Genomic DNA, 24,689 nt, shown 5'->3' with positions numbered 1-24,689 from the left:
CTTCCCGCCTTTTCCTATTTTTCACTCTTTTCTTTATCGTATCATATCAGCTATTCTAGAAGAAGGGAGGAACTTTTACAAAATCATAGATTCAAGTAGAAGGGAGCAAAAAAGATGCAGCAATTTCATAAAACTGTAAACCGCCGGGGAACACATAGTGTAAAGTGGGATACATATAAGAATGAAGAATTGTTACACGCATGGATTGCAGATATGGATTTTCCTATTCCAGAGCCAATTCAATCTGCACTGCAGAAACGCCTTGGGCATCCTATTTTCGGATATACAATGCCACCTGAAGAAATAACAGATATTATTTGTCGTTGGACAAAAAGTGCATACAATTGGGATATAAAAGAAGAATGGATTGTATTTAGTTCAGGTATCGTTCCTGCTCTTAGCACTAGTGTACAGGCTTTCACAACTGAAAATGATGCCGTACTTGTACAACCACCTATTTATCCCCCATTCTTTGACATGATCACAAAAAATAACCGTCATGTATGGGAAAGTCCATTACTTTTACAGGGTGGCACATACACAATGGATTTTGAACATTTGGAAACACAGTTTCAGCAAGGTGTAAAACTTATGTTTCTTTGTAGTCCACACAACCCGGTTGGTCGCGTTTGGACAAAGGATGAGCTTACAAAACTCGGCATGCTATGTGAACAATATAATGTAACCGTTATCTCAGATGAAATTCATGCAGACATTATTTTCTCAGGTCATACACACACGCCACTTGCTTCATTGTCAAAACAATTAGCAGCGCGTACAATCACTTGCATGGCGCCAAGTAAAACATTTAATATCGCAGGCTTACAGGCATCTATTATTATTATTCCTGACAAAAAACTTCGACATGCCTTTACATCTGTGCAACACCGTCAAGGCTTTCATGGGTTAAATACATTTGCTTATGTAGCAATGCAAAGCGCCTATACAGAGTGTAACGATTGGCTAGTAGAAATGCGTTTATATATAGAAGAAAATGCCCGATTTGCTTGTGAATTTATCAAGCAGCATATCCCTACCCTTTCCGTTATTCAATCAGAAGGTACTTTTTTACTATGGGTCGACTGTTCTCGCCTTGACCTATCTCAAAAAGAACGAACAAAACAGCTTGAAGAAAACGGGAAAATTATCGTTGAACCAGGTGAAAAATACGGAGCAGGTGGAGAACAGCATATTCGGATTAACATCGGCTGTTCAAGAAGACAACTTGAAGAAATACTACATAGACTTAAGTGTGTATTTTCATAATTAACTAAAAAAAGCTACCCTTTCAAAGGTAGCTTCTACTTTTTCTTAGCGGCTGCCTTTTCTACAATGACGCCACAAGCAATTCGATTCCCTGAATTTCCAGCAGGCTGCGTCATACCATCATCAGGCTTTTCCGTAATAATAATAGACGCACCATCTTTTCGATGCAGCGTTGTTTTCCCTTCTTGAAGTGATACATTAGGCGCTTCAATCTCCGCCTTAATCTTTCCTGTATCATCCGCAATAACATTCGGCAAATCACCATTCTCTGCACCTTTTGGATTCATAAGTCCATGTTTCTTTTTCTTCTCTAAATTAAAATGATTACCAGCTGATATAAAACGTGGTGCTTTACACTCTCCAATTTCATGAATATGTAATCCATGTGCACCTGGCGAAAATCCTTCTGCCTTAATGGATATTTTCACACCACTTGTTTGCTGCTTCACTTTTGCTGTTCCAACTTTATCACCAGAAGCATTATATAATTTCACATCGATTTCTTTCGGATTTCCTTTATCACAACCTGCCATAAGAAACAGCAAACAACACCCGAATAAAAGCTGCTTTTTCATCACAATTCCCTCCAGAATACATTCTGCCCTTAGATTGTCCGAGCATAGAGGGAAACATACAAAACCGAATTAGTGTTTCTTTTCCGCTAACAGCTTGCGCTCCACTTTCTCCAAACGTTCCGCCTCTCTCTTTGATACGCGAATAAACATGCGCCATGTTGCAATCGCACCGATTATAAATAAAACACAAACAATCCCTGGAATAATATATTCTGTTTTATCTTCCGGAAAATATAAAGGCATCATGAAGATCACTCCTCCCTACAAGTTTAACGTCCCAATTTTTTATTCTTCCAATCAAGTTTACTCTATTCAGTAAATCCCACGGCAAAAATACATCTATATCTGTGAATTCATCGAAGCAAACGATGCATACCTTCATCCTTTCGATCCCTCAGAATTTTCTGTTATATTATTTCGAATTATAACATTTCTCTGATCACAAGCACACCTAACTTCTCAAAATCATTCTCCCGCAAATGATTTCTTTGACTCTATTCCTCACTTTCCTTACTATAAAGTTGAGGTGAAAAATATGAACGAAACATTCCAAATTGGTGATATCGTTACTGGTATCTATAAAACAGGAAAGTATATCGGTGAAATTACAAACAGCCGTCCTGGAAGTTACGTTGTGAAAGTGTTAGCTATTTTAAAACATCCGACGCAAGGTGATTTACATAATGTAAAACAAGCGGATGTTCCATTTTTCCATGAAAGACGCGCTTTAGCATTCAGGGAGCAAACAAATATCCCGCAGCAAATGGTGAAAAAATACGAGGGCGATATTCCGGATTATAAAGAATCCTTACAATCCGCATTAGAAGCACAAATGAATGAATTCTCAGAAAATGACGGTCCGTTTGCGAGGCGTAGTTTGCAGGTACTCCAGCAGTTAAAACAAGATTACAAGCTGTAAAAAAAACAAAACGACCAAATTACACAGTTTGTAATTTGGTCGCTATTGTGTACTCACTTTCTTTAACACCTTTGAAAAATCGATGAGCTCACCTAAAGTCGGGGGAGATGGCTTTACTAAATATTCTTTATCCTTTTCAACTAGTTTAAAAATATTATAGGTCGTTATCGCATCATCAAGCGCGCAATGATGCTTTCCTGTTCCTACTTTCCCGTACGCTTCAATCGCTTTCCATAATCCAGTTTGATTCCGTTCGCCAAAGAAACGTTTATACTCGAGTGATAAATCTCGGCATTGCCCCGAAAAAGGAAACTCGGCACCTATGGCCTCACAATTATGCTTCAATACTTTCATATCCATATTACCCCACGTTACAATTGTTGTTTGACGACGTTTTTCATATTGTACAAGTTTCTCGACAAGTTCCAAAAAAGAAATCCCTCCGTCTACCGCTTCCTGATTAATTCCTAAAAATTTTTTACACCGCTCTGTTAAGCATGAAAAAGTTTCCGGTCGTACATACGATGAATACGTATCTTCCACTACACAATCAACAACTGATACGAGTCCTACCTCAATAATTTCTGGAAAAAAACCCTTTGGTTTCTTCCTATTTTGAGGCATCGTGAACTCAAAATCCAAAAATAAAAATTGTTGTCCATCCATACGATCCCTTCCTTATCATTCTGTCTACTTTGTACTCCTACACGAACAGGCTCGAATGCTATTACATAAGATACATTCAGATTGGATGTATCTTATGTATATGTCAAATAACCACAAATATTTTTAAAAAGAAGAAAAATTCATTTGTACAGAAAATATGACAAAACAAACCCTTTCATTTACATCCGACATTTTTCTACTTTATAATGGCTTTAAGTGTGTTTCTTCCAGAAATTTATGACACACTAAGAAAAGTACCCGAAAGGAGATGGAATTTTTGCACGAAACAACGCAAGAAATCGCTAACTGGCAATATTACTTTGCAATCGCAGTCTTTCTAATTACATATGCCATTATCATTTCAGAAAAAATTAACCGTGCTGTTATCGCGCTTCTCGGTGCGGCACTTATGGTCATCTTTGGTGTCGTCGACTTGCACAACGCTTTTACAAAACATATTGAATGGGGAACCATCACGCTACTGATCGGCATGATGATATTAGTAAACATCACAAGTAAATCAGGCGTATTCCAATATGTTGCAATTAAAGCCGCTAAACAAGCACAAGGAAATCCAATTAAAATCTTAATTTCTCTTTCTTTGCTTACCGCGCTCGGTTCCGCATTTCTAGATAACGTAACAACTGTACTTCTTGTTGTTCCCGTTACTTTATCTATTACGCGCATTTTACAAGTAAATCCTGTTCCATATTTACTTTCCGAAATTATTTTTTCAAATATTGGGGGAACTGCAACATTAATTGGTGACCCACCAAACATTATGATTGGTTCTGCAAACAAGCATTTAGATTTTAATGCTTTCTTATTCAACTTAGCCCCAATCGTACTAATTATTATCGCTGTTACCGCGATAATGATTTACTTTATGTACCGCAAGCAGTTAATTGCTGACCCTGTACAAATTAAAAAACTAATGAGCTTAGACGAAAAACAATACATTAAAGATGCTGTACTAATGAAAAAATCTTTAACTGTACTTGGACTTACAATCCTCGGTTTTATGACTCATTCTATTTTCCACATTGACGCCGCAGTAATCGCATTAACAGGTGCTACTGTACTTATGCTAATCGGTGTAAAAGAGCATGAAATTGAAGAAGTATTCGCTCACGTAGAGTGGATTACAATTTTCTTCTTTGCTGGTCTATTCGTACTCGTTGGTGGACTTATTGATATCGGACTTATCAAAATGTTAGCCCAAAAAGTAATCGGTTTAACAGGCGGAGATATTTCTTACGCATCCATCCTTATTTTATGGGTATCCGGCATTGCTTCAGCAACAATCGATAACATTCCGTTCGTTGCAACAATGATTCCACTTATTAACGATATGGCAGTCGGTCTTGGTCTATCACCTTCTGATGCACAAATCGATGTATTATGGTGGTCATTAGCATTAGGAGCCTGTCTAGGTGGAAACGGAACATTAATCGGTGCTTCCGCTAACGTAATCGTTGCTGGAATCGCAAGCCGTGAAGGACACCGATTTAGCTACGTGGACTTCTTAAAAGTCGGTTTCCCAATTATGATTGTTTCATTAATTGTTTCTCACATTTATATTTATCTGCGTTACTTAATGTAGTATAAAAAGCGGAAGTTGCTCGTTTGGAATCGCAGGGCGTTGGAGCATCCGACAAAGAAGCGCTTTTTGCTTCGTCCGAGGGGGCGAAACGACCGGAGATTCTAGCCACTGAAGCTGGATTCCATAAAAAGCAGAAGTGGCTCGCTTAGAATGTGAAGGGGATGGAACTCCTGACATAGAGGCGCTCTTTGCCTCGGCGGAAGAAGCGAAGCCACCGAACATTCTAGCCACTGAAGCTGGATTCCATAAAAAGCGGAAGTGGCTCGCTTAGAATCACTATCCAAAAAAGGCTATCGCTAGATGCGATAGCCTTTTCCCTTTCTATTTCCCATCATATATCGGCGGTTCGGAACAACATATCGACCGTTCGACAATATGCAACATGATTATTCATAATAAATTCTAATATTTCGTTGGTTCATTTCGAATCAAAAACAGGTGAATCGGAAGAAAAATAGAACATGTTATCACATGGATGACTGTAAATAATATTGCGTTCGTACCATAACGCTCCAAAATGGCGTATACTAAGTAAATCGACAGAACGAGTACTACAACACTTGCTAAAAGGCTTATGATTGGAATGAAGTTCAAAATAAAACAAGCAACGTATATACCGAATACTTTCCATCCAGCTCCTTCTTTCAAAAAATCAGGTAACTTCTCCCTTGCCAAATCCCCCCATACTTTACTATTTAAAAATGGAATAAAAGCAAGAATGCCATCTTCAGCACCATCATTTTTTGCCATTGTATAGAGTGCAAATGCAGTTAACAAATACGCAATAAATGCCCATATTAAAATAATAACAATAGCAACAAAACTAAGAGCAAAAAAACCTGCTAATATACTTTGATCTTCCATCGCTCCCTCTCCTTTCTACTCTCATCGGATTTCTTATATCCATTTCATATCACTTCTTTATATAATATGAACAAAGACCATGAAAGGAGAACAATTTTATGCACCCATTTGTAAAAGCCTTACAGCAACAGTTTATCGCACATCAAAATCCTGAAAAAGCAGAACCAATGGCTCATTATATGAAAAATCATTTCCCATTTCTCGGTATTCAAACACCGGAAAGAAGAAAGCTATTACGTGAAGTCATACAAGTACATAAACTTCCAGACAAAGAGGACTTTCAAACCGTCATCCGTGAACTTTGGGATTTACCAGAACGCGAATTCCAAGCCGCCGCTCTCGATCTATTACAGAAATATAAAAAGCATCTTGATAAAACTCACATCCCGTTCTTAGAAGAACTCATTATAACGAAATCATGGTGGGATTCCGTTGATGGCATTATTCCTACCTCCCTAGGAAGCATTTTTTTGAAACATCCAGAAGCCATTCAAACATACATCCCGAAATGGATTGCTTCAGAAAATATATGGTTACAGCGCTCCGCAATCTTATTTCAACTAAAATATAAAGAACAAATGGATGAAAAACTTCTCTTCTCAATCATTGGACAACTCAAATCTTCAAAAGAATTTTTCATCCAAAAAGCAATCGGCTGGGTACTTCGTGAATACGCAAAAACAAGCCCAGATGCTGTATGGGAATATGTTCAAAATCATGAACTTGCTCCTCTAAGCAAACGTGAAGCAATTAAACATATTCGCTCTACTATGAGCACCTCTTCAGATTGAACTCTCCCCCTTCACTTCATTTAGAGGAGGGGGGTCTTCTCGATTAAAATGATAAAGAATAGTAAAATAGGCGAAACTCTATCATATATATCCATCTTGATTTTCCAACATATCAGTCCCTGCCATGAAAACAAAAGAAGCGATGGTCTCATTTTTTCCTTTTGTTTTCACTTGGCACGGGGCTAAAAATGGCACTGTCCACTTCTAGCCATCGGCGGACGCTCTCTCCCATCTAAAAAAGAAAGGTTTTCTATCCTTTTTTCAATTTGTATTTATACACAAATGCTTTCCATCATACAAATCACAGCTATGAAAACAAAAGAAGATATCCACTCGTTTTCTCCTTCTGTTTTCACTTGGCATGGGACTAAAAATGGCACTGTCCGCTTCTAACCATCGGCGGACGCTCTCTCCCATCTAAAAAAGAAAGGTGTTCTATCCTTTTTTCAATTTGTATTTATATAGATACAATCGTTCCTCTATTGTGATTTAAAAAGGAACATGATAGAATATGGTCATTATTATAAAATATAGTAGCGATGACAGACTTATAAGTACTTGCACAAAAAGCGATTCAGGGATAGTGAAAGCCTGAAAAAGCGAGGAAACGGCAGTCTCGAGCAATACGTGATAAAGTGGTTGTGTGTTTACACACACATCAACTAGGGTGGAACCGCGGGTATACAAGCTCGTCCCTAGGCAAAAATGCCTAGAGACGAGCTTTTTTTATTTAAAAGCGGAAGCAGCGAAGCCACCGAACATTCTAGCCGCTGGAGCTAGATCTCACCGAAAAGCGCAAGCGGCTTGCTCGAGAAATTGCCATTCAACAAGTACATCCAGTCATCGCCCTAATACGTTAACTTTTAAAAGGAGGATTTTATTATGTATTCAATGGAACAAGTTGTAAACTTAGCGAAGCATCGCGGTTTTGTTTTCCCTGGTTCTGAAATTTATGGTGGTCTTGCAAACACCTGGGATTACGGTCCACTTGGTATCGAATTAAAAAATAACGTTAAAAAAGCTTGGTGGAAAAAATTCATTCAAGAATCTCCATACAATGTTGGTTTAGACGCAGCAATTTTAATGAACCCAAAAACTTGGGTAGCTTCTGGTCATGTTGGTAACTTTAACGATCCAATGATTGACTGTAAAAAATGTAAAGCGCGTCACCGTGCTGATAAATTAATTGAAGATGCTTTAGATGCAAAAGGCATCGAAATGGTCGTTGATGGTCTTACTTTCGATCAAATGGCTGGATTAATGAAAGAACATGAAGTAAAATGCCCAGATTGCGGTAGCGAAGACTTCACTGAAATCCGTCAGTTCAACTTAATGTTTAAAACATTCCAAGGTGTTACTGAATCTAGCACAAACGAAATCTTCCTTCGCCCTGAAACAGCACAAGGTATTTTCGTAAACTTCAAAAACGTACAACGCTCTATGCGTAAAAAACTTCCATTTGGTATTGGCCAAATCGGTAAAAGTTTCCGTAACGAAATTACACCTGGTAACTTCACATTCCGTACACGTGAATTCGAACAAATGGAGCTTGAATTCTTCTGTAAACCTGGTGAAGATTTAGAGTGGTTCACATTCTGGCGTAACACTTGTAAAAACTGGTTACTATCACTTGGTATGCACGAAGAGAGCATGCGTCTTCGTGACCACGGTGAGGAAGAGTTATCTCACTACAGTAACGCAACAACAGATATCGAATTTAAATTCCCATTCGGCTGGGGCGAACTTTGGGGCGTTGCATCTCGTACAGACTTCGACTTAAAACGTCACATGGAACACTCTAACGAAGACTTTAACTATATCGATCCACAAACGAACGAACGTTACGTACCATACTGCATCGAGCCATCTCTTGGCGCAGACCGCGTAACATTAGCATTCTTATGTGATGCATACGAAGAAGAACAATTAGAAAACGACTCTCGTACAGTTCTTCGTTTCCACCCTGCTTTAGCACCATACAAAGCAGCAATCTTACCACTATCTAAAAAGTTATCTGAAGGCGCTGGGGAAGTGTTCGCAGAACTAGCAAAAGACTTCGTGGTAGACTTTGACGAAACTGGTTCTATCGGTAAACGTTACCGTCGTCAAGACGAAATCGGTACACCATTCTGTATCACTTATGACTTCGACTCAGTTGAAGACAAAGCTGTTACAGTACGTGACCGTGACACAATGGAGCAAGTTCGTATGCCAATTAGCGAACTAAAAGGCTTCTTAGAGAAGAAAATCCAGTTCTAATGATAGAAAGGCTGCCTCTGGGCAGCCTTTTTTATTGCTCACGCTTCTCTTTAATTGCAACTGTACATCTTGAAATGCAAAGTAAATCATCATTTTCATCAATGATTCGCACATCCCAAACCATTGTTGTTTGTCCTTTATGGATTGGCGTACCGATTGCTGTTACGATTCCATCGCGTTTCGAGCGAATATGATTCGCATTTATTTCAAGACCAAAACAAATACACTTTTCTTGATCAATTAAATTATAGGAGCCTACGCTCGCTACAGTTTCTGCTAATGCAACTGATGCGCCACCGTGTAAAAAACCAAAAGGTTGATGTGTGCGTCCATCTACTGGCATAGTTGCTACTACTTTTTCTTCCGTCATTTCTAACAGCTCAATCCCAAGTGCATCCATTAATGTTTTCGGCATACTACTTCCTCCTTTTTCTTGTTTAAAAATGTATAATTTTCCCTATTTATTTTCAAACTACCTATAGCACTTATATAAGGAGGTTCTATCTACATGAAAAACAAATTCTATATTCTATTACTCTTAGTCTCCTTGCTCATTATTGTACCAAATTATACGAATGCAGCCCACCCTTCTAACCTGACAATCGATATTAAGCCTGTCACACAAAAAGGTAAGAAACCTTATCTTGAATATCAAATTAGCAGACCTTATTTTAGTAATTTTTACGATACAAAATTTCAAAAAAAGTTGAATACATACTATAAAACAACTACTGATCGTTTTAAAACAACATTAGCGAAAGAAGCAAAAAAATATTATACAGAGGCTCAGGAATCAAATGCTCCTTTTCATCCATATGTTGCAAATGTTGACTATAAAGTAACATTGCAAAAATCTCCCTTACTCAGTCTCTATGTAAATTATTATCAGTATACAGGTGGAGCACACGGACTATATACATGGAAGGCGAATACATTTGATTTAAATGAAAAAAGATTACTTAATTTGGACGACTTATTTCAAAAAGACAGTACGTATCAAGATATCATCCGCACAGAAATCGTTAGACAAATTAAGCAAAATGAAAGCATCTATTTTCCAGATGCAACTGAAAAAGTCATGAGTACAAAGAAATTTAACTATTATTTAGAACCCGATCATCTTGTCATCTATTTCTCATTATATGAAATAGCTCCTTACTCAAGCGGTATTCCACAATTTCGCATTCCATACACTTTACTTAGAAAAGCACTAAAGCCTAACTATCAAAACATTTTAATTGACAACGGATAAATGGATTCGCTACTATATTGTTAACCAAACAACAACTGGAGGTTAACAATATGAGACGATTACGTGCTTTAGATTTAGCACTAGCTGCTATGTTTGTTGCGCTCATGGCAATCGGTGCGAATATCGTATCCTGGGCACCGTTTTTACAAGTGGCTGGTATTCCACTTTCCATGCAACCATTTTTCGCAATTTTAGCAGGTCTTCTTCTTGGAAGCAGACTTGGGGCCTTATCTATGACTGTTTATATGCTTGTTGGTGTTGCAGGAGCACCAATTTTCGCGCAGTTCAAAGCTGGATTTGGCGCACTTTTAGATCCTACTGGTGGTTTTATTATCGCATTCATTATCGTTGCTTACGTATCAGGAAAACTAGTAGAACCAAGAGAAAAACCACAATTCAGTACCTTTGCAATCGCGTCTTTTACAGGAATTATTTTAACCTATATCATTGGTACTACTTATATGTATGCGGCTGTAAACTTCTGGATGGGCGGAAATATGAGTTACAAAGCGGCCTGGACAATTATGATGTGGTTCGCGGTTAAGGATATGATCTTTACAATTATCGGTGCTATGATTGCACCTCGAATATACTATGCAGTTCGTCGTTCTGCTTATCAGCATTCTCATTCAACACTATGACAATGAAAAAGAGTTACTCCAACGTATGGAGTAACTCTTTTTTTATATTATGATTCTTGCTTCATTTGTTCTTCTAAAATTTTCTTCATCATAACAAGCATGTCATCTCTTAATTCTTCATGCTGAAGTGCCATTTCAATTGTCGTTTGAACAAAGCCTAATTTTTCTCCAACATCGTAACGCTTTCCTTCAAAGTCATAAGCAAATACACGTTGAATTTCATTTAAACTTTGGATTGCATCTGTTAATTGAATTTCACCACCTGCACCAACATTCTGGTTTTCTAAGAACATAAAGATTTCAGGTGTTAAGATGTAGCGTCCCATAATCGCTAAGTTTGAAGGTGCTGTACCTTGCGCTGGCTTCTCAACAAACTTTCGAACTTGATAACGACGACCTTCTTGTTCTAGTGGATCAATAATTCCATAACGATGTGTTTCTGCTTCTGAAACTGTTTGCACACCAATAACAGAAGAAAGTGTTTTATCATATTCGTCAATTAATTGACGTAAACATGGTTTTTCAGCTTGAACAATATCATCACCTAATAGAACAGCAAATGGTTCATCACCAATAAACTTACGTGCACACCAAACCGCATGCCCTAATCCTTTTGGCTCTTTTTGACGGATATAATGAATATCAACCATTTTAGAAGAAGCTTGTACTTTTTCAAGTAACTCATATTTTTTCTTCTCTAATAAGTTTTGTTCTAATTCGAACGCATTATCGAAATGATCTTCAATAGAGCGTTTTCCTTTACCAGTAACGATAATAATATCTTCAATTCCAGATGCCACAGCTTCTTCTACAATGTATTGAATCGTTGGCTTATCTACAATTGGAAGCATTTCTTTCGGCATCGCTTTTGTTGCCGGTAAAAAACGCGTTCCTAATCCCGCAGCGGGAATAATCGCTTTTCTTACTTTTTTCATAACAAATACCCTCTTTTCTGTTCTAATCGTCAAATACCTTTTCTTATTGTATCGTGTGATTCTCTATTTTCTATACAGTGAACCTTTCATCCACCTTCAGCAAGCGAATTTTTTCCACATGCAAGAAAAGAGGAGGCCGTTCTACGTTCTCCTCTTTCTTCCTCCATTAATGGAAGTAACACTCTATCTCATTATAAACGATTCATGATATCTTCTTTAATAGCAAGTAACTTTTGTTCACTATTTTGTAAGGAATCATCTTTCACACCAAAATAAAACTTGATTTTTGGCTCTGTTCCAGATGGACGTAGGCAGAACCAAGAACCATCCGCTAATTGATATTTTAACACATTTGATTTCGGTAAGTGAATCTCTTCCTTACTTCCATCTTCTAGAGATGTAATGATGCTTGCTTTATAATCTTCTACAGAATTCACTGTTAAGCCAGCCACTTCTTTTGGTGGATTTTCACGGAATGATGCCATCATCTCTTGAATTTTCTCTGCACCATCTTTTCCTTTTAGCGTTAACGATACAAGGTCTTCACCGAAGAAACCGTATTTCGCAAACACTTCTAATAAACCATTGTATAACGTTTTGCCTTGTGATTTATAATATGCTGCAACTTCACATGCAAATAAAACAGATTGTACTGCATCTTTATCACGGCAGAATGGACGAATTAAATAACCATAACTTTCTTCATAGCCAAATTGAAATTCATATTGTCCACTTTCTTCATACTGCTTAATCTTCTCACCGATAAATTTAAATCCAGTTAATGTATCTACTGTATCTAAACCATACGCTTTCGCAATTGTACGACCAATTTCAGAAGTTACGATTGTTTTTAACACAACACCGTTTTCTGGAAGTGTATCGTTTTGTTTCTTTTGTGATAATAAGTAATCAAGCATTAACGCACCCGTTTGGTTTCCTGTTAACACTTGGTACTCACCAGCGTGATTACGAGCAGCTACACCAAGACGATCTGCATCTGGATCTGTTGCGATTAGCACATCCGCTCCCACTTTCTCTCCGTCACGAATCGCAAGTTCAAACGCTGCGTGCTCTTCTGGGTTTGGGGATTTTACTGTTGAGAAGTTTGAATCTGGTAACTCCTGTTCTTTTACAACTGTTACGTCTGTAAATCCAACTGCTTCTAAACCACGACGCGCTGGAATATTGGATGTTCCATGTAGTGGTGTAAAGACGATTTTTAAATCTTTTCCAACTTCTTGTACCATTTCTTTATTGATGATGACTGTTTTTAACTGTTCTAAATATGCATCATCTACTTCTTGTCCAATGATATGTAATAAGCCATCCGCTTTCAATTGCTCCACATCAGCAACTTCTACTGTTAATTCATCTTCTACTTCATTTACGTAGCTAATTAACTCGTCTGCTTCTTTCGGAGGCAATTGTCCACCATCTTCTCCATATACTTTATAACCGTTATATTCAGGTGGATTATGACTTGCCGTAAGAACAATTCCACTTACTGTATGTAAATAACGCACTGCAAAAGAAAGTACTGGCGTTGGGCGTAAACTTTCAAATACATATGTTGTAATGCCATGAGCACCAAGGGTAGCTGCTACTTCCATTGCAAATTCAGGTGATTTATGACGAGAATCATACGCAACAACAACGCCACGTTTCTTCGCTTCTTCACCTAATTTTTCAATAAAGTGCGCCAATCCTTTTGTTGCTTTTCGAACTGTATATACGTTCAAACGGTTCGTACCAGCACCAAGTTCTCCGCGCATACCACCTGTACCGAATTCTAAGTTTTTATAGAAGCTATCTTCTATTTTCTTTTCATCCTGCTTCATATTTTCTAGCTGTTCTTTTAGTTCTGCATCTAAGTTTACATAGGAAAGCCAGCGACTATATTCTTGTTTCCAATCCATTATCTTATCTCCTCTCGCATGTCATAACTACATTATATGAAAAAAACGACAAGTATCTCAATATATTTTAAAGTATAGCAGGATTTTACTATTGTGATTTGCACACACTAATGCTATATAATTCAAACAAAAAGGTGAGAAAAATGGAAGAATGGGGATTATCAGACGAGTTAAAAATAAAAACGAAACAAATGATTGAGGTTGTAGAAGCGGAATTACAGAGCATGAAACAAACGGTTGAACAAGACGGTGAGTGCATTTTATGTAAAATGGAAGAAATTCACCATCTACTAAGCAATGTTCAAACCCTAGCAGCTTCTTATTATTTAAAGGCATATTTATCACCATTTACATCAGGTTATGCTCCCCTTACAACAGCAATTCAGCATTTAGGTGATAGGAAACATGGTGCATTAATTGTTGTAGAAAGAAATGATTCACTTGATTCCCTTATTCAAACTGGAACAAGACTTGAAGCATATTTAACCGTTCCACTACTGGAATCTATCTTTTATCCAGGAAATCCTCTTCATGACGGAGCTATTCTCATTAGAAGTAACCATATTGTTTCAGCAGCGAACATTCTCCCTCTAACAAAAAATACAGAGATTGACTCAAAACTTGGAACACGCCACCGAGCTGCAATAGGTTTATCCGAAAAAAGCGATGCACTCATATTAGTTGTCTCTGAAGAAACAGGTCGCACATCTTTTGCGTTAAACGGAACGTTATATACCATTTCTTTATAAGAAAAGGCAGCGTAATCCGCTGCCTTTTCTAAAACTTCTTATTCTTCTCCAAAACGGTCAACCAGTGTCGCAAGTGTACGAACCATTGCACCTGTTGCTCCTGCTGGTCCCAAATCATGTGCACTCGTTGTATCAGAAGTTCCAGCGATATCTAAATGTACCCATGGCGTTTCTTCTGCAAACTCACCGAGGAATGTTCCCGCCATTACTGCATGACCTTCACGGCCTGGTGAGTTATTTAAATCTGCGAATTTACTGTTACGAACACGCTCTTTATCGCGCTCGAAAATCGGTAATTGCCAAATCGGCTCATCTGTTTCCATCGATGCTTCTAACACTTGTTCAAACAATGCTTCATTGTTTGTCATTGCACCCGTTGTATGGTTTCCAAGCGCAACAATGACACCGCCTGTTAACGTTGCAACATCAACAAGATAGTTTGCACCAAGTTTCTTCGCATACGTAATACCATCAGCTAATGCTAAACGTCCTTCTGCATCTGTATTTAATACTTCAATTGTTTTTCCGCTCATAGATGTAATCACATCATCTGGTTTAAATGCTGTACCACTCACAACGTTATCAGTCGATGGGATAACAGCAACTACGTTTTGTTCTGGGCGAAGTTCTCCGATAATTTCCATTGCCCCAAGAACAGCTGCAGCGCCGCCCATATCACCTTTCATGCCAACCATGCCTTCACGTGGTTTTAAAGAGTAGCCCCCTGTATCATATGTGATCCCTTTTCCTACAAATCCGATAACATCCGTCCACTCTTCTTTTCCTTTATAAATAAGAGCGATCATTTTTGGTGGCTCTGTAGAACCTTGGTTTACTGCAAGTAATGCACCCATACCAAGATCTTCCATCTCTTCTTTCTCAAGTACTTTATAATCCATATCATATTTCTCAGCTAATTCAACTGCATACTCTGCAAGTTTTGTTGCTGTTAATACGTTTGGCGGCATATTTACAAGTGTACGAGCTGAATTTGTCGCACGTCCATGCATATACCCTACTGTTAATGCAGCCTCGATTTCTTTTGCATCTTCTGCTGTAATAACCGTAAAGTTTTCCAACTCTACACTTTCTTTTTTGTCCGTTTTATATGTTTGTAAATCATATGTACCAAGGCAATATACTTCATTGGCAATATGTGCAACATCAATTGCGTCTAACTTATCTGTTACAAAAGAATCAAGTAAAATTGCTGCATCTTTTACCTTCGCAGTTTTTAATGCTTTAAATGCTTTACTGAGCGAAGCACGTAACGTTTCTGTTGAGTATGATTCTTTTTTGCCCAGACCGACAAAATAATAACGTTTTACAGTTGTTTTTCCTAGGCTATGTACTTTTGAAATAGCTTTTTTCTTTGCAGAAAGCTCTTTTTCTTCTAGTAAAACTTTTAATTGTCCCTCAAATGCTTTGTCTAATTCCTGTACAAAATTACTCGTATTTTCTTCCTCAAATAAAGCAACGATGACTGCTTCATGACTTACTAATTCTTTTTGTACTTGAAACATGTTCAGACCCCCTAGATTTCTCTATTTTCATTATAACTGCATTTTCCCTAAAATGCGATAATTCTAACTTCTCTTTCACTTCATATATATAATGAGCTCCGGTAATGCCGGCAAATCATGTACTTGTTCATATGGGACTTTCTCTACCTTTTCAGGTATGATTTTCCGGAAACTTTGAATAAATGCCACGACTTCGTTCACATCTAAATTCCAATACAAAGGACAGTACGGTGTCAAATATTGCTCCGCCACTTCCATCATAAGCCGCGCTCCTTTTATATTTCCATAGCTGTAATGATACTGAGCAACTACCATTTGTAATAAACCTTTCAAAAATAAATTACTTCGCTCTTCCAGCCACATTTCCTCGAGCAAATCGTGGCACGTATAATAATCTCCTTCATTATATTTCACGAAAAACTCATAATATGCCAAAGGATAGTCTTCCACTTCCGCACCTCGTTTTTCTTATATTGTGAATGAAGACAAATAAAAAAGTCTAGTGTCAATCTCACTAGACTATTTCTGTTTCAAATATTGACCGCGGAATACTTGCAGCGTTTCATCTTGATTGAGCATCGTTAACTCATCTTCTGTTAACTTACCGTTCCCCATTTTCACTACATATACATTTACTTTTTTCTTGCCCCACTCACTATATACATCTTGAACGGTTTCATAATATAAATCGAGTCTATTTCCTTTTATGGCCCCGCCTTTATCTGCTACCACACCATAGCCATAGCCTGGTACAAAAAGAATGGTTCCAACCGGAAACACACGTAAGTCAGCTGCGATTGTAGAATATATATCCCTTTTTGCCTTCACGCCAGAATATGTAATGCCATACTCTGGGTGTCCAGGTCTTTTACCGGTTGATTCTATCCCTGACGTATAACCGGTTGCTGTCATTTCCATTACACGATATTTAGACCAGTCTTTTCCCTGCTCTAAAGCATTTATCACTTCTTTACTCGGAACAACTTGTTGCCCTCTTTCTGCTGCATGTACTTCTTTTACATTGCCTTCTTGATATGTTTTTACAATCTCTAGTAGAGAGACTCCTGTGAACGCTTGCCATGTCACGCATAATGCTGCTACAAGTAAACAAGTCATCATAATGCGAATACCATATCGTTTTAACATTTTAATATTCCACACTCCTTCATCGTTAGTCATTCCCCATACGATGTAGAAATATGCAAAAAAATAATCCCCAGAAAACTGGGGATTAAAACATTTGATATCCGCTTTGGCGCAATTTTTTTATTACAATACCAGACAAAATTGCCCCGATTAATCCAGTTGATAAAATAAAAAGATCGGCTTGTCCAAGATGCGATACACTTGTCCCAAATGAAGAAAATGTTTCTTTTGGTTTTGAAAAATAGTCCCAAACACTCGCTTTATTAATGATTAGTATGCAAACAATTGGATAGACAATAACCATCACCCACGTAGCACGTAAAATCATATTGAGCAAAAATCCAATTCCAAAAAACAAAATAAAAAACAACATCATTGAAATAAGTAGTACCGGTATACTCACTTGTTCCCCATCTCCTTCTCTCCCGCCGTAAACACATGATACGCTGTATATCCAAATTGCTCTCCTGGATTTAGTGTCGTATCCATCTCAAGAATTGGTCCTGCATTCCCTTCTAATAAATATCGAACTAATATAGAAGTATCTTGATCATCTGCAATATCTTTCGGATCTAAAAATGCTACTTCCGACAATTCCTCTTCTTGAACGGTAACCTCTTCTCCTTCTGGTTCCAGTAAAAAAATAATCATATTATCGCTAATCTCATCACGAATGACACCAGAACGAATGCCAATCACTCCTTTTACATGTGTAACAATGCCTGTCTCTTCTAAAATTTCACGCTTAACAGCTTGGTCAATCGTTTCGCCCTCATTTACGAAACCAGCGGGCAATGACCATTTCCCCTTTAAGCCTCCGTATTTTTTCTTAACGAAGAGCCAACGACCATCTTTTGTAGCTACAAGCCCACTTACAGCTAGCCAAACATTCCCACGCTTCCCCATGATGTAAAACCCCTTCCGATTAAACGAACAGAATATTCATTCTTTTCTATGTATTATACTATATTTTTCAGTAAGAATAATATAATCTTCCCTATTCCTCAGTTACTACGCTTTTTTCTACCTCTCTAAATTTCCCATATTTTTGATGTAATGTGAATGTCAGGTATTATTTCCCTATAGAAAGGTCTCGAATTACTTCAAAATTCTTCCTTGAATATTACATCACACCTATTCATTGCGAAAGGAGTAAAAAGAAAAATGAGAAATCAATCAGCACGATTTTACTATTTTATATCGTACCTCTACTTCTTTATATAGCAGGAATAAAGGCAATGAGATTCATCATGGCAGTTCTTTGCGGTATGGGACTATGCATAAATCTTGTGATACTTGCATCCGTATTTATTATAATGCGCGTAAATGACTATAGCCTTTCTTCCGTCTTAGGAGTCATCATTTTTGCGCGACGGTATCACTCACAAATATAATTTGGTTTTTTGTTGCTTTTCGGTCAAACAAAATGTCTACTTATACACTGAATGTTCGTTGAAACAGAACTTTAAGAAAAATTTGTATTACATGAAAAAAGCAGAAACGACTCATAGCCGTTTCTGCTTTTTTCTACTATATATTAAAAGAACTTTAATTTACCTTTTTTAAGAACTAATAAAGGTCCACCAAGTAAGAATAAGTAACGGTTGTCGATTACTTTCTTCATGAAGGAAGCTTTCCATCCCGTTAACTTTTTACCCATAACAACGCCCATTGCATCGTCATGTCCTAATGAACACACAGATCCTTTGTTATCAAATACGAATTTCTTCATTTCGCCTTTACCGCGAATTAACACAGATAAGTTATGCGCAATGTTGTAACCTTGTTGAATTGCAATTTGTGCTGTTGGTGGATATGGACGATTAATTTCTTCATTAATGATTAACGCTGCGTCACCAACCATGAATACATCTTCATGACCCGGAGCGTGCATATACTCATCAACTTTAATACGTCCGCGCATTGCTTCAAAGCCAGACTCTTCCACAATACCGTTACCACGAACACCCGCAGCCCAAACAACCGTTTCAGATTTAAGTAATTCTACATCGTCACCGTTCGCAACTAGAATACCTTCTTCAGTTGCTTCTTTAATTGCCGTACCGATGCGGAATTCTACACCTTTTTTCTCTAACTGTTTTACAGCGTACTCAACTAATTCTGGATCGAAACCAGGAAGTGCCGACGGAGCAGCTTCCACACAAATAATACGTGCTTTTTCACGTGGAACATCATACTCTTTGCAAAGTTCAGGAATACGGTTTGCAAGTTCCCCTACATACTCGATACCTGTAAATCCTGCACCACCAACAACGATTGTCACTAACTCATCGCGCTTTTCAGTCGCATATTGAGAGAACTTGTATTCCATATGATCACGAATTTGACGAGTTGCATTAATATTAGTAATAGAGAATGCATGCTCTTTCAATCCTTTAATGCCAAATGTTTCAGATTCGAAACCAAGACCGATTACTAAGTAATCATACTCTAACTCAGCGTTTTTTAAGATAACGCGTTTTTCAGCTGCTTTAATTTCTACAACTGTATCTTGTACAAAGTTTACTTTATTTGTATCAATAACGTCTTGAATGTCGAGACGGATTTTATCATGATGTAATGTGCCAGCTGCACTTTCATGTAACCAAGTTGCTTGGTAGTGATAGCTGTTGTTGTTTACTAACGTAATTTCAGCTTCACTTACAGATAATGTTTTTTGTAGACGAACAGTCGTAATCATCCCACCATAACCTGCACCCAAAACTACGATTTTTGGAGTTTTCACTAAATCACAACCCTTTTCTTTATATAATAGTAAATAAGCATAAGACCAAAGTATTAAACACTTATTTTGTCAAGAATGTAGAATTCCTCACATTCTTAACCATAACAAAACGTATTCAAAAAATCTTACGAAATTTGTCATAAAAAATTAACATAATACTTTCCTATATTAGTCGGTTTTATTTCAGAATTCAAGCACCTAGAGAATTATCAATATTTTAAAATAACATAGCGTTTTCAAGGGTTTTTCAGCCTTTTTTTCATGTATTTTCCTACTTGGTATACTTTATACATTTTCATCCTATCTATGCACAAGCTTACATATAATTCAGTCATTTCTTGCAGTATTCTAAACTGAAATATGGTATCATTTTTATTGTAAAGTGCAATCTTATTTGCAGGATTTCCGTATACATATGAACAATATATGGAATCAATATCGAAATTCCATCTATAGGGGGAATAAATAGTGACAGAAATTCAAAAAGTTTACGACATAACGATTATCGGTGGAGGTCCAACAGGATTATTCACAGCGTTTTATGGCGGAATGAGACAGGCAAGTGTAAAAATTATTGAAAGCTTACCGCAGCTTGGAGGACAATTATCCGCACTATACCCTGAAAAATATATTTATGACGTAGCGGGATTCCCGAAAGTACGCGCGCAAGAACTTGTCGATAATTTAAAAGAACAAATGAAAAAGTTTGAACCGACTGTTTGCTTAGAAGAAGCAGTTGATACACTTGAAAAGCAAGCTGATGGCGTATTTAAGCTTGTAACAAATAAAGGAACACACTATTCTAAATCTGTCATTATTACAGCTGGTAATGGTGCCTTCCAACCACGCCGATTAGAACTAGATAGTATAGAGAAGCTTGAAAAGAAAAACTTACACTACTTCGTTGATGATATGAATAAATTCGCTGGAAAACGCGTCGTTGTATTTGGCGGCGGCGACTCTGCAGTGGACTGGACAATGATGTTAGAACCAATCGCTAAACAAGTAACAATCGTTCATCGCCGTGATAAATTCCGTGCTCATGAGCACAGCGTAGAAAACTTAATGAACTCTCGTGCAGACGTAAAAACACCTTACGTTCCAGTTGAATTAATTGGTGAAGACAAGATTGAACAAGTTGTTCTGCAACATGTGAAAACAGAAGAAAAAGTTGTTATTGACGTTGATGATGTCATCGTAAACTACGGCTTCGTCTCTTCTCTTGGTCCAATTAAGAACTGGGGCTTAGACATTCAAAAGAACAGCATCGTTGTAAACTCTAAAATGGAAACGAACATCCCTGGTATTTACGCAGCTGGTGACATTTGTACATATGAAGGAAAAGTAAAGCTGATTGCATGTGGCTTCGGTGAAGCACCAACAGCAGTAAACAATGCAAAAGCTTACTTTGATCCAAATGCAAAACTGCAACCAATGCATAGTTCTAGTATGTTTTAATTGATAAATGAAACGGACTCCTTTCGTATGAATGGGGTCTTTTCTATTAAACTGCCCCCACCTTCATTTCGTTTAGGGGAGGGGGGACTACTCGGTTAAAACGATAAATCCTTTTACTGTTTCATAAGCCAGCGATAAAGTTCAAATCATTATAGGAAAGTCATCTTTTTAGAAAGGCGGTTTTTGACATGGACATTAGATGGAAAAGTGAAGAGATTATTTTTGACACACTAAGAGAATCTGAAGTATGGGCGGACTCGATAGCAAACGAAATATATGGAAGAACGATTGATGGGTATATAACCCCTGACTATAAAGTAGCTTATGCCCTTTCATTTTTCTTAGCTTCAGTTCCTAACTTCATCGTTCACACAGAAACATGTGTAATAAAAGATTCATTCATTTATAAAGTCTGGGTAACCACTTTGACCAGTGCAGAGCAAAAAAACGTCTAAAGGGCACCTCTTAATCCTCCCCTTATCTGTATAATTATGGTACAATCAAAAGAACGTTTGTTCTTACTGAAAAAGGAGGAGTATAAAACATGAGTCAACCAAAGTTTATTAAAAAAGAAGCTTTCCAAGCGATTGGCATCTCCGCTACAACAAAAAATGAAATTGAAATGTCCACTGAAGGAAAGATCCCCAAGCTATGGACCGACTACTGCCAAGGTCAAATAACAGATCAAATTCCTAACAAAAGTAAGCAAAGCGAAACACTTGCATTGTATTCAAACTATGAGTCCGATGAAACTGGAGCCTATACATATACAATCGGTATGCCAGTCTCTTCATTAGACACCATCCCTGAAAATATGACATCTCTCACAATACCTGCTCAGACATATGCGGTATTTACGACTCGCAAAGGCCCAGTATCAGAAGTCACCGTAGAAACATGGCAAGACATTTGGAAGTGGTCGAAAGAAAACAAACGTGCTTTCACAACAGACTTTGAATTGTATGATGAACGAGCGATGGATCCAAATGATGCGCAAGTTGATATCTATATTGCATTAGCCTAAACCATATAATAAGAAGGTGCTTTCGCATCTTCTTATTTTTTTGCCTTAAAAAATCCACTGGGCAAATGTGCTATTATTGTCTACAATGAAAAAGTGCAGTATAGAAATATTAGAAACTGTATAAAACGAGTGTTAACAGGATTTTATATCCACTCAAAATTGTTACATAGAAAGGAAGCAATATGGAGGAACTACAAAAAAACAAATCTGCTCCAACAGAAGGCGGAACACCTTTACTACAAAATACAAACTTCCTATTTCTCTGGGCAGCTACTCTATTTTCAAGCTTTGCTTTAGCTTTTTTTACCTTTTCCCAAACATGGTACATAGCGAAAACATTAAATCTCGAAGCTTCACTAGGTGTTGTCTTTGTTGCACTTAGCGTCCCAAGACTTATCTTTATGATTGTCGGCGGAGCTGTCGCAGATAAATTTCCGAAAAAAAATATTATGTTTTACTCAAATATCATTCGTGCACTTCTTGTCGCAACAATTCTAATCTGGTTTATCGTTGGTCATGTAACGTTATATACGTTTGCTTTGTTTGCTTTGTTTTTCGGATTAGCGGACGCCTTCTTTTGGTCAGCAGACGGTTCCATTCTCCCTGAACTTGTAGAAAAACATCGTTTAACACAGGCGAATTCACTTACCCAAATGACGAACCAAGCATCCGTAATTTTAGGACCTGTACTCGGTGGCATTCTCATCAAGTTTAGTAACTATGAGACCATTTTTACTATTACTATTCTGCTTCTCATTATTGCTGCTATACTCGTCCAAAAAATCCAATTTACATTGCAAGAAAAAACGGATATAGACAAAGGAATGTTTACCTCCATTAAAGAAGGCATTTTGTACGTAAAGGAATCGCCTTTTCTTTCAACATTTCTTACCTGTAGCGCCTTTTTAAATCTATTTTTAATCGGCCCAATGCAAGTTGGCTTCCCGTTATTTATCAAAAATGTACTGCATGGTGACTCGCTTCAATTTAGTTATTTAGAAGCAGCTGTTGGAGGCGGAATGGCAATTGGTGCTGTCATTGTTGGCCTTAAAAACATTAATCGTAGACGCGGCTTGTTTTGCATCATTATGATGCTGTTATCTGGCGTTTTCTTCTTATCCATTAACTTCAGCACAGCACTTTGGCAAGCATTATTAGCAGGCGTATTTTACGGCATTACAATTGCCATGGCTATCGTTCCGTTAATGGCGATGATTCAATCTACTGTCAAAGAAGAAATGATGGGGCGCGTCATGAGCTTGCTGATGCTATCATCTATGGGCTTCATCCCGCTTTCCTATGCATTCACATCACTCGCACTTGCAGCTGGTATTCCGATTGTGACGATTATGAAAAGCGGCGCAATCGCAGTGATTGTCTTTGTATTATTTATTGCGATTCGCGTTCCTGTTGTACGAAAATTCGATTAATCAAGGGGAGTCATGTGTCATATGCATGACTCTTTTTTGAATGGATCAAATAAGGTCACCTTCCTGCTCCTTCTTATAGCCGCCCCCCATTCTAACCCAACATCTAAAAATAGAGCTCGCATCGTACTATACAAGAGTGCTCTAACATCTTTACGAATCTCTCCACATTTATACGCTCTTACCACACTTTTCGTACGACAGATAAGTTGCGTACAAGTCTCCTCATCCGTAATCAATTGCTCAAAAAATACCCCTTGTTCTAATAAACCACTCTTTTTATAAGCAAGTTCCACCTTACTCCAAAGCAAATTAATCGTTTGTGGATTTCTCGACATCGGAACAATTGCATCTACAAATGCAATTGGAATATCATGACGACAATATGTTTCATCAAGTTCATACGTTTCTCTTTTCTTTTGTACTTGAGAAAAGTTTTTAAAAAGAATAGTTTCCTCCTTTTCTGACACCTCTTCCTTCTTACGCCCCTCTACATGTACGCTCTTTTCACATGCGGTCATTTTCATACGGTCATCCATACGGTCAACAGCTGCTTTACGAAATACATATAAGTTCGCACTATATCCCCCGCGCTTATATCTTTCTTTCGTAGGAATCCGCTCAATAATCCCGAGTTCCTCCAGTTTGGCAACAGAGCGACGCACCGTACGAATACTTTTTCCTATTTTGGTCGCAATTGTTGCCATTAACGGACAAGCAACTCCAACTGTTTTTTGCTTTTCATTAATCGCATATCTCCCTAAAAAACGAATCACTAAAAAGTCCGTTTTATTTATGTTTGCTTGATAACAGATTAAAATTTGCTGCTGGTATGTATTAAACTCTTCTTTACTTTGAAATTCGCTATATGTTTTCATTAAATGATAGAAAGTTCCCATTTTTATCACCCCATATATAAATAGGTGCGA

28 protein-coding genes and 1 pseudogene are annotated in these 24,689 nt (G+C 37.6%); 14 read left to right on the top strand and 15 right to left on the bottom strand.

Annotated elements, in window-relative coordinates; genetic code table 11:
- Positions 1 to 114 precede the first annotated feature (114 nt).
- Entirely contained in the window at positions 115 to 1,266 is a 1,152-nt protein-coding gene (locus ACM6HU_RS10615; RefSeq protein ID WP_016112324.1) for a MalY/PatB family protein, read from the top strand.
- 35 nt (positions 1,267 to 1,301) lie between these two features.
- Here ACM6HU_RS10615 and ACM6HU_RS10610 read toward each other — a convergent pair whose 3' ends face one another.
- The 3 genes and pseudogenes from ACM6HU_RS10610 to ACM6HU_RS10600 form a co-directional block, all read right to left on the bottom strand.
- Entirely contained in the window at positions 1,302 to 1,841 is a 540-nt protein-coding gene (locus tag ACM6HU_RS10610; RefSeq protein WP_016132148.1) for a superoxide dismutase family protein, read from the bottom strand.
- A 69-nt stretch (positions 1,842 to 1,910) separates the two neighbouring features.
- Positions 1,911 to 2,087, bottom strand: coding sequence for a hypothetical protein (locus tag ACM6HU_RS10605; protein ID WP_003201612.1), 177 nt, complete (start codon positions 2,085 to 2,087; stop codon positions 1,911 to 1,913).
- Positions 2,086 to 2,223 (bottom strand): annotated as a pseudogene (locus tag ACM6HU_RS10600) (ThiJ/PfpI family protein); the annotation flags it as partial. The pseudogene ACM6HU_RS10600 and the gene ACM6HU_RS10605, both read right to left, overlap by 2 nt.
- Positions 2,224 to 2,376: 153 nt before the next feature.
- On the opposite strand from ACM6HU_RS10600, the gene ACM6HU_RS10595 reads away from it, so the two are divergent.
- Complete coding sequence (locus tag ACM6HU_RS10595) at positions 2,377 to 2,760, top strand: kinase-associated lipoprotein B (protein ID WP_016112327.1); 384 nt, start codon at positions 2,377 to 2,379, stop codon at positions 2,758 to 2,760.
- 42 nt (positions 2,761 to 2,802) lie between these two features.
- Here the strand turns inward: ACM6HU_RS10595 and kapD are convergent, their stop codons facing one another.
- The gene (gene kapD, locus ACM6HU_RS10590; RefSeq protein WP_016112328.1) at positions 2,803 to 3,426 is read right to left on the bottom strand and encodes a 3'-5' exonuclease KapD; all 624 of its coding nucleotides are present in this window, start codon (positions 3,424 to 3,426) and stop codon (positions 2,803 to 2,805) included.
- 277 nt (positions 3,427 to 3,703) lie between these two features.
- Here kapD and ACM6HU_RS10585 point away from each other — a divergent pair, with 277 nt between their 5' ends.
- Positions 3,704 to 5,029: an ArsB/NhaD family transporter gene (locus ACM6HU_RS10585; protein WP_016112329.1), complete on the top strand. Its 1,326-nt coding sequence runs from the start codon at positions 3,704 to 3,706 to the stop codon at positions 5,027 to 5,029.
- Positions 5,030 to 5,165: 136 nt separating this feature from the next.
- Positions 5,166 to 5,300, top strand: a complete 135-nt coding sequence (locus ACM6HU_RS10580; protein WP_077295385.1) for a hypothetical protein — start codon at positions 5,166 to 5,168, stop codon at positions 5,298 to 5,300.
- 131 nt (positions 5,301 to 5,431) lie between these two features.
- On the opposite strand, the gene ACM6HU_RS10575 is transcribed toward ACM6HU_RS10580, so the two are convergent.
- Positions 5,432 to 5,893: a hypothetical protein gene (locus tag ACM6HU_RS10575; RefSeq protein ID WP_003208937.1), complete on the bottom strand. Its 462-nt coding sequence runs from the start codon at positions 5,891 to 5,893 to the stop codon at positions 5,432 to 5,434.
- Positions 5,894 to 5,991: 98 nt separating this feature from the next.
- Between ACM6HU_RS10575 and ACM6HU_RS10570 the strand changes: the two genes are divergently transcribed.
- Together ACM6HU_RS10570 and ACM6HU_RS10565 are read left to right on the top strand one after the other, a co-directional pair.
- Positions 5,992 to 6,684 carry a DNA alkylation repair protein gene (locus tag ACM6HU_RS10570; RefSeq protein WP_414848132.1) on the top strand — a complete coding sequence of 231 codons (693 nt, stop codon included), beginning with the start codon at positions 5,992 to 5,994 and terminating at the stop codon, positions 6,682 to 6,684.
- Between the two features lie 882 nt (positions 6,685 to 7,566).
- On the top strand, positions 7,567 to 8,943 hold the full coding sequence (locus ACM6HU_RS10565; protein WP_016112331.1) for a glycine--tRNA ligase: 1,377 nt from the start codon (positions 7,567 to 7,569) through the stop codon (positions 8,941 to 8,943).
- A 31-nt stretch (positions 8,944 to 8,974) separates the two neighbouring features.
- Here ACM6HU_RS10565 and ACM6HU_RS10560 read toward each other — a convergent pair whose 3' ends face one another.
- On the bottom strand, positions 8,975 to 9,358 hold the full coding sequence (locus tag ACM6HU_RS10560) for a hotdog fold thioesterase (RefSeq protein WP_016112332.1): 384 nt from the start codon (positions 9,356 to 9,358) through the stop codon (positions 8,975 to 8,977).
- Positions 9,359 to 9,451: 93 nt separating this feature from the next.
- On the opposite strand from ACM6HU_RS10560, the gene ACM6HU_RS10555 reads away from it, so the two are divergent.
- On the top strand, positions 9,452 to 10,195 hold the full coding sequence (locus tag ACM6HU_RS10555) for a DUF3298 and DUF4163 domain-containing protein (RefSeq protein WP_016112333.1): 744 nt from the start codon (positions 9,452 to 9,454) through the stop codon (positions 10,193 to 10,195).
- A 50-nt stretch (positions 10,196 to 10,245) separates the two neighbouring features.
- Positions 10,246 to 10,836, top strand: a complete 591-nt coding sequence (locus ACM6HU_RS10550) for a biotin transporter BioY (RefSeq protein WP_016132151.1) — start codon at positions 10,246 to 10,248, stop codon at positions 10,834 to 10,836.
- 47 nt (positions 10,837 to 10,883) lie between these two features.
- On the opposite strand, the gene galU is transcribed toward ACM6HU_RS10550, so the two are convergent.
- Complete coding sequence (gene galU / locus ACM6HU_RS10545) at positions 10,884 to 11,771, bottom strand: UTP--glucose-1-phosphate uridylyltransferase GalU (protein WP_016112335.1); 888 nt, start codon at positions 11,769 to 11,771, stop codon at positions 10,884 to 10,886.
- A 191-nt stretch (positions 11,772 to 11,962) separates the two neighbouring features.
- Complete coding sequence (locus ACM6HU_RS10540; RefSeq protein ID WP_077295378.1) at positions 11,963 to 13,687, bottom strand: phospho-sugar mutase; 1,725 nt, start codon at positions 13,685 to 13,687, stop codon at positions 11,963 to 11,965.
- 143 nt (positions 13,688 to 13,830) lie between these two features.
- Here ACM6HU_RS10540 and cdaS point away from each other — a divergent pair, with 143 nt between their 5' ends.
- Positions 13,831 to 14,436 carry a sporulation-specific diadenylate cyclase CdaS gene (gene cdaS / locus ACM6HU_RS10535; RefSeq protein ID WP_016132153.1) on the top strand — a complete coding sequence of 202 codons (606 nt, stop codon included), beginning with the start codon at positions 13,831 to 13,833 and terminating at the stop codon, positions 14,434 to 14,436.
- Positions 14,437 to 14,474: 38 nt separating this feature from the next.
- On the opposite strand, the gene ACM6HU_RS10530 is transcribed toward cdaS, so the two are convergent.
- The 5 genes from ACM6HU_RS10530 to ACM6HU_RS10510 all read right to left on the bottom strand — a co-directional run bounded on the left by ACM6HU_RS10530 (position 14,475) and on the right by ACM6HU_RS10510 (position 18,011).
- The gene (locus ACM6HU_RS10530; RefSeq protein WP_016132154.1) at positions 14,475 to 15,959 is read right to left on the bottom strand and encodes a leucyl aminopeptidase; all 1,485 of its coding nucleotides are present in this window, start codon (positions 15,957 to 15,959) and stop codon (positions 14,475 to 14,477) included.
- A 75-nt stretch (positions 15,960 to 16,034) separates the two neighbouring features.
- Positions 16,035 to 16,409, bottom strand: coding sequence for a DUF309 domain-containing protein (locus ACM6HU_RS10525; RefSeq protein ID WP_077295376.1), 375 nt, complete (start codon positions 16,407 to 16,409; stop codon positions 16,035 to 16,037).
- A 69-nt stretch (positions 16,410 to 16,478) separates the two neighbouring features.
- Complete coding sequence (locus ACM6HU_RS10520; RefSeq protein WP_016112340.1) at positions 16,479 to 17,105, bottom strand: 3D domain-containing protein; 627 nt, start codon at positions 17,103 to 17,105, stop codon at positions 16,479 to 16,481.
- A gap of 85 nt (positions 17,106 to 17,190) precedes the next feature.
- Positions 17,191 to 17,508: a YuiB family protein gene (locus ACM6HU_RS10515; RefSeq protein WP_016112341.1), complete on the bottom strand. Its 318-nt coding sequence runs from the start codon at positions 17,506 to 17,508 to the stop codon at positions 17,191 to 17,193.
- Entirely contained in the window at positions 17,505 to 18,011 is a 507-nt protein-coding gene (locus ACM6HU_RS10510) for an NUDIX domain-containing protein (protein ID WP_016112342.1), read from the bottom strand. The genes ACM6HU_RS10515 and ACM6HU_RS10510 overlap by 4 nt, the downstream gene beginning before the upstream one ends.
- Before the next feature lie 152 nt (positions 18,012 to 18,163).
- Between ACM6HU_RS10510 and ACM6HU_RS10505 the strand changes: the two genes are divergently transcribed.
- Complete coding sequence (locus tag ACM6HU_RS10505; protein WP_229161394.1) at positions 18,164 to 18,499, top strand: DUF5391 family protein; 336 nt, start codon at positions 18,164 to 18,166, stop codon at positions 18,497 to 18,499.
- Between the two features lie 143 nt (positions 18,500 to 18,642).
- Here the strand turns inward: ACM6HU_RS10505 and ACM6HU_RS10500 are convergent, their stop codons facing one another.
- A complete protein-coding gene (locus tag ACM6HU_RS10500) occupies positions 18,643 to 19,851 on the bottom strand; it encodes an NAD(P)/FAD-dependent oxidoreductase (RefSeq protein ID WP_016132155.1) in 1,209 nt (402 codons plus the stop codon).
- Positions 19,852 to 20,319: 468 nt separating this feature from the next.
- On the opposite strand from ACM6HU_RS10500, the gene ACM6HU_RS10495 reads away from it, so the two are divergent.
- The 4 genes from ACM6HU_RS10495 (at position 20,320) to ACM6HU_RS10480 (ending at position 23,763) form a co-directional block, all read left to right on the top strand.
- Positions 20,320 to 21,309 (top strand): NAD(P)/FAD-dependent oxidoreductase, encoded by a 990-nt coding sequence (locus ACM6HU_RS10495; RefSeq protein ID WP_016132156.1) that lies wholly within the window; start codon positions 20,320 to 20,322, stop codon positions 21,307 to 21,309.
- Between the two features lie 188 nt (positions 21,310 to 21,497).
- Positions 21,498 to 21,764, top strand: a complete 267-nt coding sequence (locus ACM6HU_RS10490) for a hypothetical protein (RefSeq protein WP_016132157.1) — start codon at positions 21,498 to 21,500, stop codon at positions 21,762 to 21,764.
- Positions 21,765 to 21,853: 89 nt separating this feature from the next.
- Positions 21,854 to 22,333, top strand: a complete 480-nt coding sequence (locus ACM6HU_RS10485) for a GyrI-like domain-containing protein (protein ID WP_016132158.1) — start codon at positions 21,854 to 21,856, stop codon at positions 22,331 to 22,333.
- A gap of 182 nt (positions 22,334 to 22,515) precedes the next feature.
- A complete protein-coding gene (locus tag ACM6HU_RS10480) occupies positions 22,516 to 23,763 on the top strand; it encodes an MFS transporter (RefSeq protein WP_016132159.1) in 1,248 nt (415 codons plus the stop codon).
- A 17-nt stretch (positions 23,764 to 23,780) separates the two neighbouring features.
- Here ACM6HU_RS10480 and ACM6HU_RS10475 read toward each other — a convergent pair whose 3' ends face one another.
- A complete protein-coding gene (locus tag ACM6HU_RS10475; RefSeq protein ID WP_077295372.1) occupies positions 23,781 to 24,659 on the bottom strand; it encodes a helix-turn-helix domain-containing protein in 879 nt (292 codons plus the stop codon).
- Positions 24,660 to 24,689: the final 30 nt, after the last annotated feature.

It is taken from the genome of Bacillus sp. IT-79MI2, from assembly GCF_949768135.1.
Lineage (GTDB): Bacteria > Bacillota > Bacilli > Bacillales > Bacillaceae_G > Bacillus_A > Bacillus_A pseudomycoides.
Note: the sequence above shows the minus strand (reverse complement) of the source record. Positions and strands in the feature narration are given on the sequence as shown.

Excerpts from the sequence above, each read along its gene's own strand:
- ACM6HU_RS10555 (WP_016112333.1), top strand. The coding sequence starts at position 9,452 with ATGAAAAACAAATTCTATATTCTATTACTCTTAGTCTCCTTGCTCATT.
- ACM6HU_RS10490 (WP_016132157.1), top strand. The coding sequence starts at position 21,498 with ATGGACATTAGATGGAAAAGTGAAGAGATTATTTTTGACACACTAAGA.
- ACM6HU_RS10485 (WP_016132158.1), top strand. The coding sequence starts at position 21,854 with ATGAGTCAACCAAAGTTTATTAAAAAAGAAGCTTTCCAAGCGATTGGC.
- galU (WP_016112335.1), bottom strand. The coding sequence starts at position 11,771 with ATGAAAAAAGTAAGAAAAGCGATTATTCCCGCTGCGGGATTAGGAACG.
- ACM6HU_RS10575 (WP_003208937.1), bottom strand. The coding sequence starts at position 5,893 with ATGGAAGATCAAAGTATATTAGCAGGTTTTTTTGCTCTTAGTTTTGTT.
- ACM6HU_RS10595 (WP_016112327.1), top strand. The coding sequence starts at position 2,377 with ATGAACGAAACATTCCAAATTGGTGATATCGTTACTGGTATCTATAAA.
- ACM6HU_RS10480 (WP_016132159.1), top strand. The coding sequence starts at position 22,516 with ATGGAGGAACTACAAAAAAACAAATCTGCTCCAACAGAAGGCGGAACA.
- ACM6HU_RS10540 (WP_077295378.1), bottom strand. The coding sequence starts at position 13,687 with ATGGATTGGAAACAAGAATATAGTCGCTGGCTTTCCTATGTAAACTTA.
- ACM6HU_RS10560 (WP_016112332.1), bottom strand. The coding sequence starts at position 9,358 with ATGCCGAAAACATTAATGGATGCACTTGGGATTGAGCTGTTAGAAATG.
- ACM6HU_RS10550 (WP_016132151.1), top strand. The coding sequence starts at position 10,246 with ATGAGACGATTACGTGCTTTAGATTTAGCACTAGCTGCTATGTTTGTT.
- ACM6HU_RS10610 (WP_016132148.1), bottom strand. The coding sequence starts at position 1,841 with ATGAAAAAGCAGCTTTTATTCGGGTGTTGTTTGCTGTTTCTTATGGCA.
- ACM6HU_RS10615 (WP_016112324.1), top strand. The coding sequence starts at position 115 with ATGCAGCAATTTCATAAAACTGTAAACCGCCGGGGAACACATAGTGTA.
- ACM6HU_RS10565 (WP_016112331.1), top strand. The coding sequence starts at position 7,567 with ATGTATTCAATGGAACAAGTTGTAAACTTAGCGAAGCATCGCGGTTTT.
- cdaS (WP_016132153.1), top strand. The coding sequence starts at position 13,831 with ATGGAAGAATGGGGATTATCAGACGAGTTAAAAATAAAAACGAAACAA.
- kapD (WP_016112328.1), bottom strand. The coding sequence starts at position 3,426 with ATGGATGGACAACAATTTTTATTTTTGGATTTTGAGTTCACGATGCCT.
- ACM6HU_RS10520 (WP_016112340.1), bottom strand. The coding sequence starts at position 17,105 with ATGTTAAAACGATATGGTATTCGCATTATGATGACTTGTTTACTTGTA.
- ACM6HU_RS10510 (WP_016112342.1), bottom strand. The coding sequence starts at position 18,011 with ATGGGGAAGCGTGGGAATGTTTGGCTAGCTGTAAGTGGGCTTGTAGCT.
- ACM6HU_RS10570 (WP_414848132.1), top strand. The coding sequence starts at position 5,992 with ATGCACCCATTTGTAAAAGCCTTACAGCAACAGTTTATCGCACATCAA.
- ACM6HU_RS10605 (WP_003201612.1), bottom strand. The coding sequence starts at position 2,087 with ATGATGCCTTTATATTTTCCGGAAGATAAAACAGAATATATTATTCCA.
- ACM6HU_RS10475 (WP_077295372.1), bottom strand. The coding sequence starts at position 24,659 with ATGGGAACTTTCTATCATTTAATGAAAACATATAGCGAATTTCAAAGT.
- ACM6HU_RS10530 (WP_016132154.1), bottom strand. The coding sequence starts at position 15,959 with ATGTTTCAAGTACAAAAAGAATTAGTAAGTCATGAAGCAGTCATCGTT.